This is a genomic window from Klebsiella sp. RIT-PI-d (genome assembly GCF_001187865.1).
Lineage (GTDB): Bacteria > Pseudomonadota > Gammaproteobacteria > Enterobacterales > Enterobacteriaceae > Superficieibacter.
This window is the reverse complement of the sequence record NZ_LGIT01000003.1, coordinates 32,841-47,838: the sequence shown is the minus strand read 5'-3', so window position 1 is coordinate 47,838 and position 14,998 is coordinate 32,841. Positions and strand designations below refer to the sequence as shown.

The following is a 14,998-nucleotide window of genomic DNA, read 5'->3' as shown; positions in this document are numbered from 1 at the left end:
TGTCGTTCAGGGATCACGGGTAGGAGCCACCTTATGAGTCAGAATACGCTGAAAGTTCATGATTTAAATGAAGATGCGCAATTTGATGAGAATGGAGTTGAGGTTTTTGACGAGAAAGCCTTAGTTGTTGAGGAACCTGGTGATAATGAACTGGCTGAGGAAGAGCTATTATCGCAAGGTGCTACACAACGTGTACTTGATGCTACACAACTTTATCTCGGAGAAATTGGTTATTCTCCATTATTAACAGCAGAAGAAGAAGTTTACTTCGCCCGTCGCGCACTGCGCGGAGATGTATCCTCACGCCGTCGCATGATCGAAAGTAACTTGCGTCTGGTGGTAAAAATTGCCCGCCGTTATGGCAATCGTGGTCTGGCACTGCTGGACCTGATCGAAGAGGGCAATCTGGGGCTTATCCGTGCGGTAGAGAAGTTTGATCCGGAACGCGGTTTCCGCTTCTCAACTTACGCAACGTGGTGGATCCGTCAGACAATCGAACGGGCGATTATGAATCAAACCCGTACTATTCGTCTGCCAATTCACATTGTGAAAGAGCTGAACGTTTATCTGCGTACTGCACGTGAACTGTCCCATAAACTGGACCACGAGCCGAGCGCAGAAGAAATTGCAGAACAGCTGGACAAACCGGTTGATGACGTAAGCCGTATGTTACGTCTTAACGAGCGTATTACCTCGGTAGACACCCCGCTGGGTGGCGATTCCGAAAAAGCGCTGCTGGACATCCTGGCCGATGAAAAAGACAACGGCCCGGAAGACACCACGCAAGACGATGACATGAAACAGAGCATCGTTAAATGGCTGTTCGAACTGAACGCCAAACAGCGTGAAGTGCTGGCACGTCGTTTCGGTTTACTGGGTTATGAAGCTGCGACGCTGGAAGACGTGGGTCGCGAAATCGGCCTGACGCGCGAACGCGTTCGTCAGATCCAGGTTGAAGGTCTGCGCCGTCTGCGCGAGATCCTTCAGGCGCAAGGTCTTAATATCGAAGCGCTGTTCCGCGAGTAAGCTATGTTCTTTGAAAAAGGCCCGTTTCGATGAAACGGGCCTTTTTGTTTTTGCGCGCAGAGTGGAATTCACTGAATACGGAAAAATGAAAGTTTGCCCGAACGTGATGAACCGGTATCAATGTAAATTTGATTAGCGAAAGTCTGCACGTGATCGACAATCATATGGCCGAAAATAAAGGCATCGGCTCCTGCAATGGGCCTGCTATTCCCTTCCAGCGAATGAATCACGCGGTCAACTGACCATAATACGATATTAAGATCCACGGCTTTATCATAATCGTATTGATTCCCGGGATAATCAGCATGAGCAATAACGAATTTGCTGGTCGCAGACGCCACCTCAATAATATGGGGGAGCTGGTGAAAGCGTAATAGTGACTGAATGGCCTCCTGCTGCCCGGTGGGCTCCAGATTAAAAAACCAGGCACCACCGCTGGCGAGCCACATATTACCATCCTGAGTAGCAAACGCCTCCAGCGCCATTGCCTCATGATTGCCCATCACTGAAATAAACCACGGTTCATTTAACAGGCGCAAAACGTCCATATTTTCCGGACCGCGATCGATATTATCGCCTACCGAAATTAGTAAATCCTTTTTCCGGCAAAATCCAATGTCATTGAGGCGCGATTGCAGCAGCGAATAACAGCCGTGAATATCACCGACTACCCAGATGTGCTGCCAGTCAGATGCGTTAATTTTGTGGTAACGAACAGAGGTCATATTTGTTTCCGGCAGGGAGTCAAACAGCAAGCCATTATACCATTTTACTGATTATCAGACGTGATTTTATATAACAGAGATGACGGGTACAGGCGGGCTAAAATGATACGTTTATATCATTTTAGCCCAGACACAACCTTTTAAAATGCGGATAAAAAACTGCCCAATGATTGTGGCTACCGGGCAGACGTGCTTAAACCAGGTTTTTCAGACGATAGATCCACTCCAGCGCCTGACGCGGGGTGAGCGTATCAGGATCGAGATTTTCCAGCGCCTCGACTGCCGGGCTGGTTTCTTCTGTCGCCACCAGCAGCGACATCTGCGTGCCGTCGACCTGCGTCGCGGCGGCGTTGGGCGACAGGCTTTCCAGCTCGCGCAGTTTTTGCCGCGCGCGCTTGATCACATCTTTCGGCACGCCGGCCAGTGCGGCGACCGCCAGACCATAGCTTTTACTGGCCGCACCGTCCTGCACGCTGTGCATAAAGGCGATGGTATCGCCATGTTCCAGCGCATCCAGATGAACGTTGGCGACGCCTTCCATTTTTTCCGCAAGCTGGGTTAACTCGAAATAATGGGTGGCGAACAGCGTCAAAGACTTGATCCGGTTAGCCAGGTTCTCAGCGCAGGCCCAGGCCAGCGACAGGCCATCATAGGTGGACGTCCCGCGTCCAATTTCATCCATCAACACCAGGCTATTTTCCGTGGCATTATGCAAAATATTGGCGGTTTCGGTCATCTCTACCATAAAGGTCGATCGCCCGCTGGCCAGATCGTCCGCCGCGCCGACGCGGGTGAAAATGCGATCGATCGGGCCAATCTCCACCTTTTGTGCCGGGACAAAACTGCCGATGTAAGCCAACAGCGTAATCAACGCCGTCTGGCGCATATAGGTACTTTTACCGCCCATATTGGGGCCGGTAATAATTAACATGCGGCGCTGCGGCGAGAGATTCAGCGGATTCGCGATAAACGGCTCATGCAGTACCTGCTCAACCACCGGATGACGACCCTCTTCAATCCGGATGCCAGGTTTTTCGCTAAACGTCGGGCAGCAATAATTGAGTGTATCAGCACGTTCAGCCAGATTCACCAGCACATCCAGCTCGGCCAGTGCGCCCGCGCTTTGTTGCAAATCGGCCAGATGCGGAAGCAGCAGGTCAAATAACTCTTCATAAAGCTGCTTTTCAAGCGCCAGCGCTTTGCCTTTGGAGGTCAGAACTTTATCTTCATACTCTTTCAGCTCGGGAATAATGTAGCGCTCTGCATTTTTCAGCGTCTGACGGCGAACATAGTTAATCGGTGCCAGATGGCTCTGCCCGCGGCTGATTTGAATGTAGTACCCGTGAACGCCGTTGAAACCCACTTTCAGCGTATCGAGGCCGGTACGTTCGCGTTCGCGGATCTCCAGACGATCAAGGTAGTCAGTGGCGCCGTCCGCCAGCCCGCGCCACTCGTCCAGTTCAGCATTGTAGCCTGGGGCAATGACGCCGCCATCGCGCACCAGCACCGGGGGTGCCTCGATAACTGCGCGTTCCAGCAGATCGCGCAGGTCGCTAAATTCGCCCATTTTTTCACGCAGGATCTGCACCGGATGGCTGTCGATACCTGCAAGCTGCTGGCGCAGGTCAGGCAGTTGTTGAAAGGCGTAACGCATCCGGGCTAAATCTCGTGGACGGGCAGTACGCAGCGCCAGACGCGCCAGAATACGCTCCAGATCGCCCACCTGACGCAGTACCGGCTGTAATGCGTCGCTATATTCCTGCAACGCGCCGATGGTTTGCTGGCGGGCGGTGAGAACAGCGTTATCGCGAACCGGCATATGCAGCCAGCGTTTTAACATCCGGCTGCCCATCGGCGTGACCGTGCGGTCCAGCACCGAAGCCAGGGTGTTATCCACGCCGCCCGCCAGATTCTGGGTGATCTCAAGATTACGGCGCGTAGCCGCATCCATAATAATACTGTCCTGCTGTCGCTCAATGGTGATAGAACGAATATGGGGCAGGGCGGTACGCTGCGTATCTTTCACATATTGCAGCAGACAGCCTGCGGCACACAGTCCCCGCACGGCGTTTTCAACGCCGAAGCCGATCAGATCGCGGGTGCCAAATTGCAGGTTAAGCTGCTGGCGGGCAGTATCAATTTCAAACTCCCACAGCGGACGACGGCGCAGTCCGCGACGCCCTTCGATAAGCGACGGCTCAGCAAAATCTTCTGCGTAGAGCAATTCTGCAGGATTGGTGCGCTGGATCTCGGCGGCCATGGTTTCACGATCGGCCGGTTCACTGAGACGAAAGCGGCCGGAGCTGATATCCATTGTCGCGTAACCAAAGCCTTTGCTGTCCTGCCAGATAGCGGCCAGCAAATTGTCCTGACGCTCCTGCAACAGCGCTTCATCACTGATAGTGCCCGGGGTGACAATGCGCACAACCTTACGCTCGACCGGGCCTTTGCTGGTTGCTGGATCGCCAATCTGTTCGCAAATGGCGACCGACTCCCCCAGGTTGACCAGTTTCGCCAGATAGTTTTCCACCGCATGGTGTGGTACTCCGGCCATCGGGATCGGCTCACCCGCAGAAGCACCCCGTTTGGTGAGCGAAATATCCATTAATTGCGAAGCGCGTTTTGCGTCGTCGTAAAACAGCTCGTAGAAGTCACCCATCCGATAAAACAGCAGGATGTCCGGATGCTGGGCTTTCAGTTTCAGGTACTGCTGCATCATGGGGGTGTGAGAATCTAAATTTTCTATTGTGCTCATCGGTTTTAGATATCCATTTTCTTAATTTTTAATGAGTTAGTGATTTTTGTGGTTATCATTAAGTTTCACGTTGTCTCATCGAATATCATGAAATTCTGTATTTATGTTCATGACTGCATAAGGTGCATGATAACGGAGTCTTTATGCCAGGAAAACAAGAGTGAAAGCCACTTTCGTTTAACGCGGTAGAAATGATGAAGTGTGGAGACAAAGATAAGGCCGACGCAGGTGAAACACGTGGCTTACGTGTCACCAGCGGTGCAACTGCACCTGTCCTCTGACTGGCAAGCTTGCTCAGCTTAACATGGGTAACTTCCCACAGACTTCTCTTGCTGCTGCACGTCTTAAATTTCACAAATCATACGGGAAACTGCGGCCCTGTCTTGCTGAGAGTAAAAACAATGTTTGTTAATGAAATCAACCTACCCAGGGGCGATTTCTTATATTTTGACCCATGGAAAATACATAAAGTAGGTCGCTCTTTCAAAGAACAAGGTTTTTATATGCTTTCAGCAAAAATCACTTCATTCGTTTCTGGCTTCCATAAAACACCTTCTTCCACTTCAGCCGCCAACACAGGAAACGTTACCTTTGCAAAATCAGTGACTTCAGTAAGAAATACAACTGTCTATCGTGCAGACACACGCTCCCCTGAAACGATTAGGAAATTTGGTTTTTCTGGCACCAATAGTAATGAGCCTGGTGAAGTTCGTGTATTTGGTAAAAATACCGTATTTGCGTCAACCTCAAAAGAGAAGGTTAAAGACTTTATTCATATGATAGAGCACCAGGGCCAGAGCAAAAAATATCACCTTTATCAAATACAAACTAAAAAACAGGAAGTTTTCTCATTTAGAGAGAATATGGATAAAAACCCAACATCGCTGATTAATGGCATTGCTGATCTGGCTGTGCAGGAATTAGGGATTCCACAGGATGAAGCCGTGGAGTTAGCTAAAAGTGCAATACAAACCGACTATCTTGCTGTAGATGAGGTACAAGTTGAAGGTCCCATTTCTCCTGCTAACATCAAACACATCGACACTATTAGCATTGATGAATGAACAGCCGCCTGCAAGACTGGAGTAAAATCATGTAATCTCCTGTTTGTATATGTTTAATCTAACAATATAGACAGGCACATTATGGACGAGAAGAAATTCAAAGCGCTCACTGATTCTCAGCAACAGCAGCGTTCAGCCATCAGCATTACTTCCGCTGGGACCAGTAGCAATATCACCATCATCACCACGGGCAATTCTCCTGCCGGAGGCGACGTTCCCCTGCGGTGATTGAGGGAATACAGATACGAACAAGCACCTGTATAATATGCTTTAAAAAACATTGATTTATTGCAGATAATGACCACTGCCATCTTAAGCACTGTGAATAATAGAGGCGCAGAGTGAAGTTATGAAGACAATTCTATTTCGCGAGGCAGGCCGGGAATGCACACCGTTATCCTTCAGGATAGTTCTTAAATTACTTTCTGCCGTTACGGTTGGATTATACTGTTAATAACAGGGACGCATTATCGGGTAATGTAAATCGTGCAGGGAGTAATAAAATAGTCATTGTTAGAGGAGAGGTTTATTAGTGTCGACTTCTGATGAAGATAAAAAAGGTTATATCGCCATCGGCGAAACCGTGGTTAGCCATATCTTCGATAAGGAAGAGATTTCACGAGAATCTCTGATACTAAAGCTTGATCAGCAAGCCGAGCAGGAAACGAACGAAGATCATTTGGCTGAAATCGCGCAGGGGCGCAGTATCCTCGAAAGGCTTGAGGATCCCAGAGCGCACTGCGGTGATAACGCTGTGGACCCGGGCGATCCCCGGCAAACCGCGGGTCACTCACTGTCTGAAGGCAATTCGTAGCCATCGGACAGTAACGACGAGTGTTAAGGGGCTTAAAAGGCTAATGCTCGTCTGATTTTTCAGGCACCAGGCGGTGCCTTATTGAAATGAAATAATAATGGAGCGGAAAGATTATGAATCTATCAACATCAGGATTTACTGATTAAAAAGGCTAATAATTATTTCGCCTCACTGGTCTTTAGTAACGGTGATATATACACTGTCCCCAGTGTTGTACTTAACTTTTTTCTGCGGGGTCAGCGATGGAAAAAACACATGAAGGTGCCGTGTCGAAAGGCCATGCCATCCCGCCAGGACTGGGGTCGGCGCATGAAGAACTGCTGGGACGTATCGTCATTGAAATGCTACGTGCCGGACTGCCCGTGAGTCGCAAAACACTATTTTTGAAGATTGCGTTTTTGATGAATGAGACCGTCGTACCTTCAGAAACATTGCTGTATGAAGGCATTTTCCGCTTATTGCTTAATGTAGACCACGCGCGCTGACCAGGAGAGTTTCGGCCCCTTCAGTGAACAGGCTGCAAATGAATTTTCCGGAGGTCTTATGCCAGTAAACATATCCAAAAGCACAGTACAGGCTACAACGCCTGTTTCCGGTGCCCACGCTTTCGTTAACGCCATTTCATTAATGATGCGCTAACCGCGTCCGCTGTACCGTTTTTATCTGATATCGGCCTCAAGGGCCACAACGAGACCACGTTTACGTAACGCTCAGGCAATGCGCCTGCATAGCGTTACATAGCGCAGGATCCTCACGTCCTTTTTACTGATTATTTTCCGTAATACCTACGGAGGGATACCCCTTTGCGCTGTGCAAGGTGGTTATCTTGCTATGCAATCTACAGGAGATAAATTGGACGAAAATGAACGTGCTTTATATGATTCTGCCAGGGAAATCCTGGGCATTGCTGCCGTGACCCTCCTCAAACAAGGCTCACGTGCAACGCCAGGACTCATCTACACACTGGTATTATCATGGGAAGAAGGGGCTGAAACGCGTGAAAAACCGGCGTATCAGCTGGCGCTGAAGATTTTGTCAAAAAAACTGAATTGATTACGTACGGCTAATGAATACATAATCTGTCTTTATCGTTTGCCATCACCTGAGGTGACAAGAAAATTATCGATAAATAAACGGCAGAATGACCTCATGTCACTGACGTAAAGGAGAAACCATGAGCAAAAGTCAAAAAGAGATACTTTCGGACTTGCTTATCGGTGAAGCGGTAATGAGCCTGATTGAAGAAGATGAAGAGGTGACTTTTGCAGCCCTCTTGCAGGCTTTAACCGATGGCCGTGATAAGCCAGAAAATGTTAATAAAGTAGCAGCCTACGATCTGGCTATCGCTGATGTTAAAGCTTATACCGCGCCAGGTTGTCAAAAAGAGCGTTACGCCGCCCGATTTGCGGTAACGGATATGCCTGGCGGTTGGGTGCTGGATGCCTCGCTTTCGGGTGTAAACGATCGAAAACATTAAGTGTACAGAAAACCTCCGCGCAAGCGGAGGTTATAACGCTTTTTAATATCTCCGTTAAATAAAGTATTCCCTCAATTCGTCCCGCCGTCCGCTCCCGCTTTCCTGCCACATTTGAACTATGATTGATGCGTTATCGTTCATCGCACATCTGCGTATCACATGAGGCTATTGAATGGAATTCAGATCTTTTCCTGACAGTTGGGGAGCTGAGTACGTCGCTCCGGATACGGTTCGATTTCGCCTCTGGGCGACTGCCCACGATACGCTGGCCTTACGTCTTGCTGGCCAGGATCGCGCTATGACCCCGGTAGGCGATGGCTGGTTTGAATATCAGGCCAGCGGCATCGCGCCCGGTACTGAATATGCCTTCGTACTCAGCGACGGGACGGTTATCCCGGACCCGGCTTCCCGGGCGCAAACAGCGGGCGTTAATGGTCCTTCGCAGGTGGTTGATCCAACGCAATATCGCTGGCAGCACGAAGCGTGGGCGGGCCGACTCTGGGAGGAGACAGTGGTGTACGAATTACATATCGGCACCTTTACGCCAGAGGGCACCTTCCGTTCGGCAATCACAAAACTGGCTGGTCTGGCAGCGCTTGGCATTACCATGATTGAGGTGATGCCCGTCTCGCAGTTTGCTGGCGATCGCGGCTGGGGCTATGACGGTGTGCTGCTCTACGCACCGCACTCTGCGTACGGTACGCCGGATGATTTTCGGGCCTTTATTGATGCCGCGCACGGCCACGGCCTTTCAGTGGTGCTGGATATCGTGCTTAATCACTTCGGGCCGGAAGGTAATTATTTGCCGCTGCTGTCCCCCGATTTCTTTGATAAAGAACGTGTAACGCCGTGGGGCGCGGGCATCGCCTATGATGTGGATGCCGTGCGCCGTTATATTGCCGACGCCCCCCTGTACTGGTTAACGCAATTTAACCTCGACGGGCTGCGTTTTGATGCCATCGATCAGATTGAAGATCGCAATGAACCGCATATTCTGCTGGAGATCGCCGAACGTATCCGCGCCGACATTCCCCAGCGCGCGGTGCATCTGACGACCGAAGATTGCCGCAATGTGATCTTCCTTCATCCGCGCGAAAAAGACGGCTCCGCACCGCTTTTCACTGGCGAATGGAACGACGATTTTCACAATGCCGCTCATGTTCTCGCCACCGGCGAAACGCACGCCTATTACCAGGATTTCGCTGAAGCCCCTGAAAAACACCTTGCGCGTATTCTTACCGAAGGTTTTGCCTGGCAGGGCGAGATCTCACCCCACTCGGGTGAACCGCGCGGGGTGAAAAGTGCTGGTCAGCCGCCGGTCGCGTTTGTTGATTTTATTCAGAATCACGATCAGGTAGGCAATCGCGCGCAGGGAGAGCGGCTTATTGAACTGGCCGGAGCTGAGAAAACGCAGATCCTGCTGGCCACGCTGCTGCTGTCCCCGCATATTCCGCTGCTGTTCATGGGCGAGGAATATGGCGAAACCCATCCCTTCCTGTTTTTTACTGATTTTCACGGCGATCTGGCCCGGGCCGTACGCGAAGGCCGGGCCAGAGAATTTGAGGGACACGCCGGGCATGAAGAGGGGGCCGTGCCCGATCCAAATGCAGAAAGCACGTTTATGAGTTCGAAACTCGACTGGCAGAAGACGACCAGTGCTGAAGGCGCGCGCTGGCTGGCGCTCACCAAAACGCTACTGGCGTTGCGCCATCAATACATTGTCCCGCTGCTGGCTTCGGCTGGCGGACATGCCGGCCGCGTTATTGCCACCGCAGAGGGTTTTCTGGCCGTAAGCTGGACCTTTCCGCGCGGAACGCTGTCCATCGCCTTCAATTTCGGCAAGGCCATCCAGCCGCTTCCTGATTTACCTGGAAAAACCCTTTTTGCCCTGCCCGATGGGGCAGAGGCACTGGCCCAGAACACCCTTATTGTTCGTCTCGCGCAGGGAGAAACCGTGTGAGTATTCCAGTTTCGACATACCGTATTCAGTTTCGTAATGGCATGACCTTCGATCGTGCTGCCGCGCTGGTCCCGTATTTGCAGCGCTTTGGGATAAGCCACCTGTATGCCTCACCGATTTTTACCGCAACGTCAGACTCCACGCACGGCTATGACGTTACTGACGCCTGTGAAATCGATCCTGCGATTGGCGGGCGTGACGGGTTTGATCGGCTGGTCAGCGCGCTTAAACAGGCCGGACTGGGGCTTATTCTGGATATCGTGCCTAACCATATGGCGGCATCGCTGGAGAATCCCTGGTGGCGCGACGTTGTGGAGCATGGCGAAAACAGCCGCTATGCGCGCCATTTTGATATTGACTGGTCGCGGCGTCTGACGCTGCCTTTCCTCGGCGACGATTTTGAAGAGGCGCTGGCGAAGGGCGAGATCGCGGTTAAACGCGATCCGCTCAGCAATAAACCGGCCTTAGCCTATTTTGACACGTATTATCCCCTGACGCCGCAAAGCTGGCAGGGAAGGGAAGAGGCGACGTTGTCACTCAGTGAGCCGCACGATATCGTCAGATTGCATGAGCAGCAGCCTTATCAGCTCACCTGCTGGCGGGACGCTGCCAGCAATCTCTCCTACCGCCGCTTTTTTGAAATCACCGGGCTGGCGGGCGTGCGCGTTGAAGATGACACTGTTTTTGACGATACCCATCGGCTGATCCTCGAGCTGGTGCATTCCGGGGCCGTAGACGGACTGCGGGTCGATCATGTCGATGGTCTTGCCGATCCAAAAGCCTATCTGGAGCGCCTGCGCGCTCAGGCCGGGCCGGAGTGCTATATCACCGTTGAGAAGATCCTCGGTAAGGGCGAACACCTGCCCGACGAATGGCCCATTTCCGGTACCACCGGCTATGAATTTATTGCGGCGCTCTCTGACGTGCTGGTGGATGACAGTAATATGGCGACCCTGCGTCAGGTTTATGACCGCATTGTCGGTGAGCCTGTCGATCTGAAAGCAGAGTTGCGGGATGCCAAACTGTTAATGGCGGATCGAAATTTCGAAGGCGAGTTTACCACTTTGTTAAAACTGGCGACGACACTCGCCGTAGCCGACAACGTGGTCATGGATGAAGAGGCCCTGCGCTGCGCGCTGCGCGAACTGCTGGTCGCCTTCCCGGTTTATCGTACCTACGGCACCAGTCAGGGGTTAACCGCCGCGGATGATGCTTTACTGCAACGGGTCATTGCCCGGATCAGAATGGATGCCCACGCCCCGCCGCCGGAGGCGCTGAATTTCCTGCGCAAGATCCTCAGTGGCGATCTTTCAGCGGCGGTGTCCGGTGATGCTGACAGCTTTCGGACCCGCTTTCAGCAGCTAACCGGTCCGCTGATGGCCAAATCAGTAGAAGATACGCTGTTTTTCCGCCAGAACATGGATCTGGCCCTGAATGAAGTCGGCGCAGAGCCGCTGGCGCGCACCTTCTCCATTCATCGCTTTCACAGCGAAATGCAGACGCGCCTTGAGCGCCAGCCGGATGCCATTTCATCAACGTCGACCCATGATACTAAGCGCGGGGAGGACGCCCGCGCCCGACTCTATACGCTGACGGAAGCCCCCGGGCTGTGGGCCGAGTGCGTGGATCGCTGGCGGCAGATCAATCAGCACAAGGTAACGCTGCTGGATGATGGCCCGGCACCCCGTGCATCGGGTTCATGGATGCTGTATCAGGCGCTGGCCGGTGTCTGGCCGCCCACACTTCAGCCCGACGATGAGGCAGGGCTGAAAGCGCTGGAGGCGCGGTTTGTGGTATTTGTCGAAAAAGCGCTGCGCGAAGCCAAGTTGCGTACCGACTGGGGCGACAGCAACGAAGTGTATGAAAATGCGGTACTGGAATATGCACGTCATCTTCTTTCACCTGATAATCAGGCGTTTTTGCAGGATTTTACCCGGTCGCTACAGCCGTTTATTCGCGCCGGGCTTATTAACAGCCTTACTCAGGCGGTGGTGAAACTCACCGCCCCGGGCGTACCGGATATCTACCAGGGAAGCGAAACGCTGAACTTCAGCCTGGTCGACCCGGATAACCGACGGGAGCCTGATTTCGACGAGCTTGCACGCCTTCTGACGGAAGATGAACAGTTTTCCTCGCCAACCGACGCAGGCTGGCGTAGCGGTCAGTTGAAGCTGCACGTCACTGCCCGACTGCTGCATCTTCGTCAGCAAAAACCGCAGCTGTTCCGCGAAGGGGCCTACCTGCCGCTGGACGCTACCGGTAAGCGTGAAGAGAACGTCCTGGCGTTTGCGCGGGCAGACGATCGGGATGCGCTGATCGTTATTGCACCCCGGCTGGCGTTTGATGAGCACGATGACAGCCTGGTGCATATCGCTCGCTGGACGGACACGTATATTCTGCTGCCAGAGTCATTAGCAGGTCATCGCTACCGCGACGTGTTTAGCGGGGAGATGGTCACAGAAAACGATCGTATCAATCTGGCGACTTTTGAAGGCGGTGCCTGCGTGGTGCTGGTAAAAGAGTCGGCGTAATACTATCTGCGGACGGTTAAACCGTCCGCAGATACCGCCAAAGGGGGAGTTGGTCTGTGCGCTGGATAGCGGTAAAATTAATCCCCCTTTTCCAGAGTAACCGCCATGTCTGATAAACGTATCGCGCGTGAAAAACTGACTATTCGCCGGATGATTGCGCTCTACCAGCGTCATTGCCCTGAGGCGCTGGCGGATGACGCCCATTATCTGGCGCTGAACGCCTATGCCGATAAACGGCTGGATAAGTGTGTGTTTGGTGAACAGAAACCGGCCTGCAAACAGTGTCCGGTTCATTGTTATCAGCCGGCAAAACGTGAAGAGATGAAGCATATTATGCGCTGGGCGGGACCGCGCATGTTGTGGCGCCATCCGATCCTCACCGTACGCCACCTCATTGACGATCGCCGCCCGGTGCCAGCGCTACCGGAAAAATACCGGCCAAAAAATAAGGCCTGATAAGCGCAGGCCATCAGGCATTATCCGGCGAGGGGCTGCACTGGTAACATCTGGCCGATCACTCCAGCGTGTCTTTATCGATACCCAGTCGTTTCATACGCGACAGTAACGTTGTCCGCTTCAGACCCAGGCGCTGAGCTGCGCCTTTTGGCCCGGCCACCACGCCGTTGGTTTCTTTTAGTACCCGCAGAATAAGCTGATACTCATCTTCACCTTCCTGCGCGATTTCTGTTGCCGGTTCTGCCTCTGCGGAGGAACTGAAATTCAGCTCTGGCAGGGAAAGTTGCAGGACGCTTCCCCGCGTCAGCAGCACCGCACGTTCGATAACGTTTTCCAGTTCACGAACGTTGCCCGGCCACTCCATCTGGGCCAGCAGACGCAGAGTTTCCGCCGGTATACTGTCAATATTACGGCCCATTCGGCGCGCCGTTTTAAACGTCAGCGCTTTCACCAGTAGGGGAATATCTTCCGGACGCTCGCGTAGCGGCGGCAGGTTAATCGGAAACACATTCAGGCGATAGTAAAGATCGTTGCGAAACTCACGATCGAGCACCATTTTTAGCAGATCGCGATTGGTGGCGGCGATCAGCCGGACATCCGTACGGATCAGTTTGTTACTGCCGAGACGCTCAAACTCCTGCTCCTGCAATACCCGTAGCAGCTTCGGCTGAAGCTCCAGCGGCATATCGCCAACCTCATCGAGAAACAGCGAGCTTTTATCCGCCAGTTCGAAACGACCAATACGCTGGGCGCTGGCCCCGGTAAACGCACCGCGCTCGTGGCCAAACAGGTCGCTCTCAAGCAACCCGGCGGGCATCGCGGCACAATTCATCTTCACCATCCGGCGATTGTTGCGTCCACTGAGGTTATGGATCGCGCGGGCAATCAGCTCCTTGCCGGTGCCGGTTTCACCGAGGATCAGCACCGTGCTGTCGCTCTGTGCCACCATTTCGACCTGACGCAGCACGTTATGCATTGCTTCACTGCGGCCAATGATCTCACCAAAATCGCTGTCGACATTATTAAGCTGCTCGGTCAGCGCCAGGTTTTCATCCACCAGACGTTCTTTCAGGCGGTGGATCTCCTGATAGGCCAGCGCGTTGTCCACCGCAATGGCCACGCGCTCGGCGATTTGCCGCAGCAGCTTAAGATTAGTGGTCGTAAAGGCTTTTTCGTCACACTGCGCCAGCTTGAGTACGCCGAGCATGGTATCGCCGGACATCAGCGGCAACAGGCACAGCGTCTGAATTTGGTTGTTCCACATTTCGAACAGCATACGTTCGTAAGGCGCAAGCTGATCGCGCTGGTGGAGATTGAGCAGCAGCATCTCCTTGCTCTTAAAGACCCGCTCAGAAAGCGTACCGGTTTCAACCACCTCACTCTGATCGTGCACCGGCTCATTAGCATCAAGATAGTGGGTGGAGTGAATATTCAGTTTGCCCTTGCGGTTACTGCGCAGCACGATGCTGATAGCATCAATGCGAAAATAGTAGTGGATCTCCTTCGCGACTTCGCTGACCAGTTCGTCCATGTCGAGTCGGGAGAGCACGGCATTGGTAATGGCGACCAGAATGCGGTAGTTATCGCGTTCACGACACAGTAAATCATAATCAACGTTATTACTGACCCGATTCTGGATTTGTTCGGCGACGATGCCGACTATTTGCGCCAGCGCGTGCAGACGCGCATATTCTTTTTCCGTCCACGGGCGGTCATCATTACGAATAAACTCGCAGCCGCCAAAAATGTGGCCTTCCGCCGCCAGCGGCAGCAGGCAATAGTGCCCAAAAGGATCGTAGAGTTTGCTGGCAAGCTGCGACCAGGTTTCGCTGAACTCCGCGTAGCTGCAATGCAGTGCTTCCGGACGGGAGAGAAAACGCCGCAGCGGGCCATGGGCCAGCACGGTTTCATCCTCATACTCCTGCGCACCACCTGACGTCCGTGTCGTATAGTATCTGGCTCGATGATTGCCGTCGCGCCACAGCACTAAAGCCGCGCTATCGGCGAGCGCAGACTGCCGGGCAAGCTGGGTGAGCGTTTCGCTCAGCGCGGCGAGATCGGGCTGTTGTAAAAGAGTCCGGGTAATATCAAACAGACCCTGCTGTCCAAGATCGCCCATCGGGGTATACGACATTGCTCTTGTCCACAAAGCGCCGCTAATGCGGCGCGAAAGAAATGATTAAAAAGCGT

13 protein-coding genes are annotated in these 14,998 nt (G+C 52.7%); 10 read left to right on the top strand and 3 right to left on the bottom strand.

Annotation, left to right across the window (positions count from 1 at the left end; translation table 11 throughout):
- Positions 1-33 precede the first annotated feature (33 nt).
- Positions 34-1,026: an RNA polymerase sigma factor RpoS gene (gene rpoS / locus AC791_RS00700; RefSeq protein ID WP_049838571.1), complete on the top strand. Its 993-nt coding sequence runs from the start codon at positions 34-36 to the stop codon at positions 1,024-1,026.
- A gap of 68 nt (positions 1,027-1,094) precedes the next feature.
- Here the strand turns inward: rpoS and pphB are convergent, their stop codons facing one another.
- Together pphB and mutS are read right to left on the bottom strand one after the other, a co-directional pair.
- Entirely contained in the window at positions 1,095-1,751 is a 657-nt protein-coding gene (gene pphB, locus AC791_RS00695) for a protein-serine/threonine phosphatase (RefSeq protein WP_049838570.1), read from the bottom strand.
- Positions 1,752-1,944: 193 nt separating this feature from the next.
- Positions 1,945-4,506: a DNA mismatch repair protein MutS gene (mutS, locus tag AC791_RS00690; protein ID WP_049838569.1), complete on the bottom strand. Its 2,562-nt coding sequence runs from the start codon at positions 4,504-4,506 to the stop codon at positions 1,945-1,947.
- A gap of 401 nt (positions 4,507-4,907) precedes the next feature.
- On the opposite strand from mutS, the gene AC791_RS00685 reads away from it, so the two are divergent.
- From AC791_RS00685 to AC791_RS00650, 9 genes are all read left to right on the top strand, one after another.
- Entirely contained in the window at positions 4,908-5,570 is a 663-nt protein-coding gene (locus AC791_RS00685; protein ID WP_049838568.1) for a hypothetical protein, read from the top strand.
- A gap of 81 nt (positions 5,571-5,651) precedes the next feature.
- A complete protein-coding gene (locus AC791_RS20510) occupies positions 5,652-5,798 on the top strand; it encodes a hypothetical protein (protein WP_158443026.1) in 147 nt (48 codons plus the stop codon).
- 304 nt (positions 5,799-6,102) lie between these two features.
- Positions 6,103-6,384, top strand: coding sequence for a hypothetical protein (locus tag AC791_RS00680; RefSeq protein WP_049838567.1), 282 nt, complete (start codon positions 6,103-6,105; stop codon positions 6,382-6,384).
- 242 nt (positions 6,385-6,626) lie between these two features.
- Positions 6,627-6,869: a hypothetical protein gene (locus AC791_RS00675; protein ID WP_049838566.1), complete on the top strand. Its 243-nt coding sequence runs from the start codon at positions 6,627-6,629 to the stop codon at positions 6,867-6,869.
- 367 nt (positions 6,870-7,236) lie between these two features.
- On the top strand, positions 7,237-7,437 hold the full coding sequence (locus AC791_RS00670; RefSeq protein ID WP_049838565.1) for a hypothetical protein: 201 nt from the start codon (positions 7,237-7,239) through the stop codon (positions 7,435-7,437).
- Between the two features lie 121 nt (positions 7,438-7,558).
- Positions 7,559-7,861 carry a hypothetical protein gene (locus tag AC791_RS00665; protein WP_049838564.1) on the top strand — a complete coding sequence of 101 codons (303 nt, stop codon included), beginning with the start codon at positions 7,559-7,561 and terminating at the stop codon, positions 7,859-7,861.
- Between the two features lie 172 nt (positions 7,862-8,033).
- Entirely contained in the window at positions 8,034-9,821 is a 1,788-nt protein-coding gene (gene treZ / locus AC791_RS00660) for a malto-oligosyltrehalose trehalohydrolase (RefSeq protein WP_049838563.1), read from the top strand.
- Entirely contained in the window at positions 9,818-12,352 is a 2,535-nt protein-coding gene (gene treY / locus AC791_RS00655; RefSeq protein ID WP_049838562.1) for a malto-oligosyltrehalose synthase, read from the top strand. Before treZ ends, treY begins: the two co-directional genes overlap by 4 nt.
- A 105-nt stretch (positions 12,353-12,457) precedes the next feature.
- Positions 12,458-12,808 (top strand): nitrous oxide-stimulated promoter family protein, encoded by a 351-nt coding sequence (locus tag AC791_RS00650; RefSeq protein ID WP_049838561.1) that lies wholly within the window; start codon positions 12,458-12,460, stop codon positions 12,806-12,808.
- Positions 12,809-12,866: 58 nt separating this feature from the next.
- Here AC791_RS00650 and flhA read toward each other — a convergent pair whose 3' ends face one another.
- Positions 12,867-14,942 (bottom strand): formate hydrogenlyase transcriptional activator FlhA, encoded by a 2,076-nt coding sequence (gene flhA / locus AC791_RS00645; protein ID WP_049838560.1) that lies wholly within the window; start codon positions 14,940-14,942, stop codon positions 12,867-12,869.
- Positions 14,943-14,998: the final 56 nt, after the last annotated feature.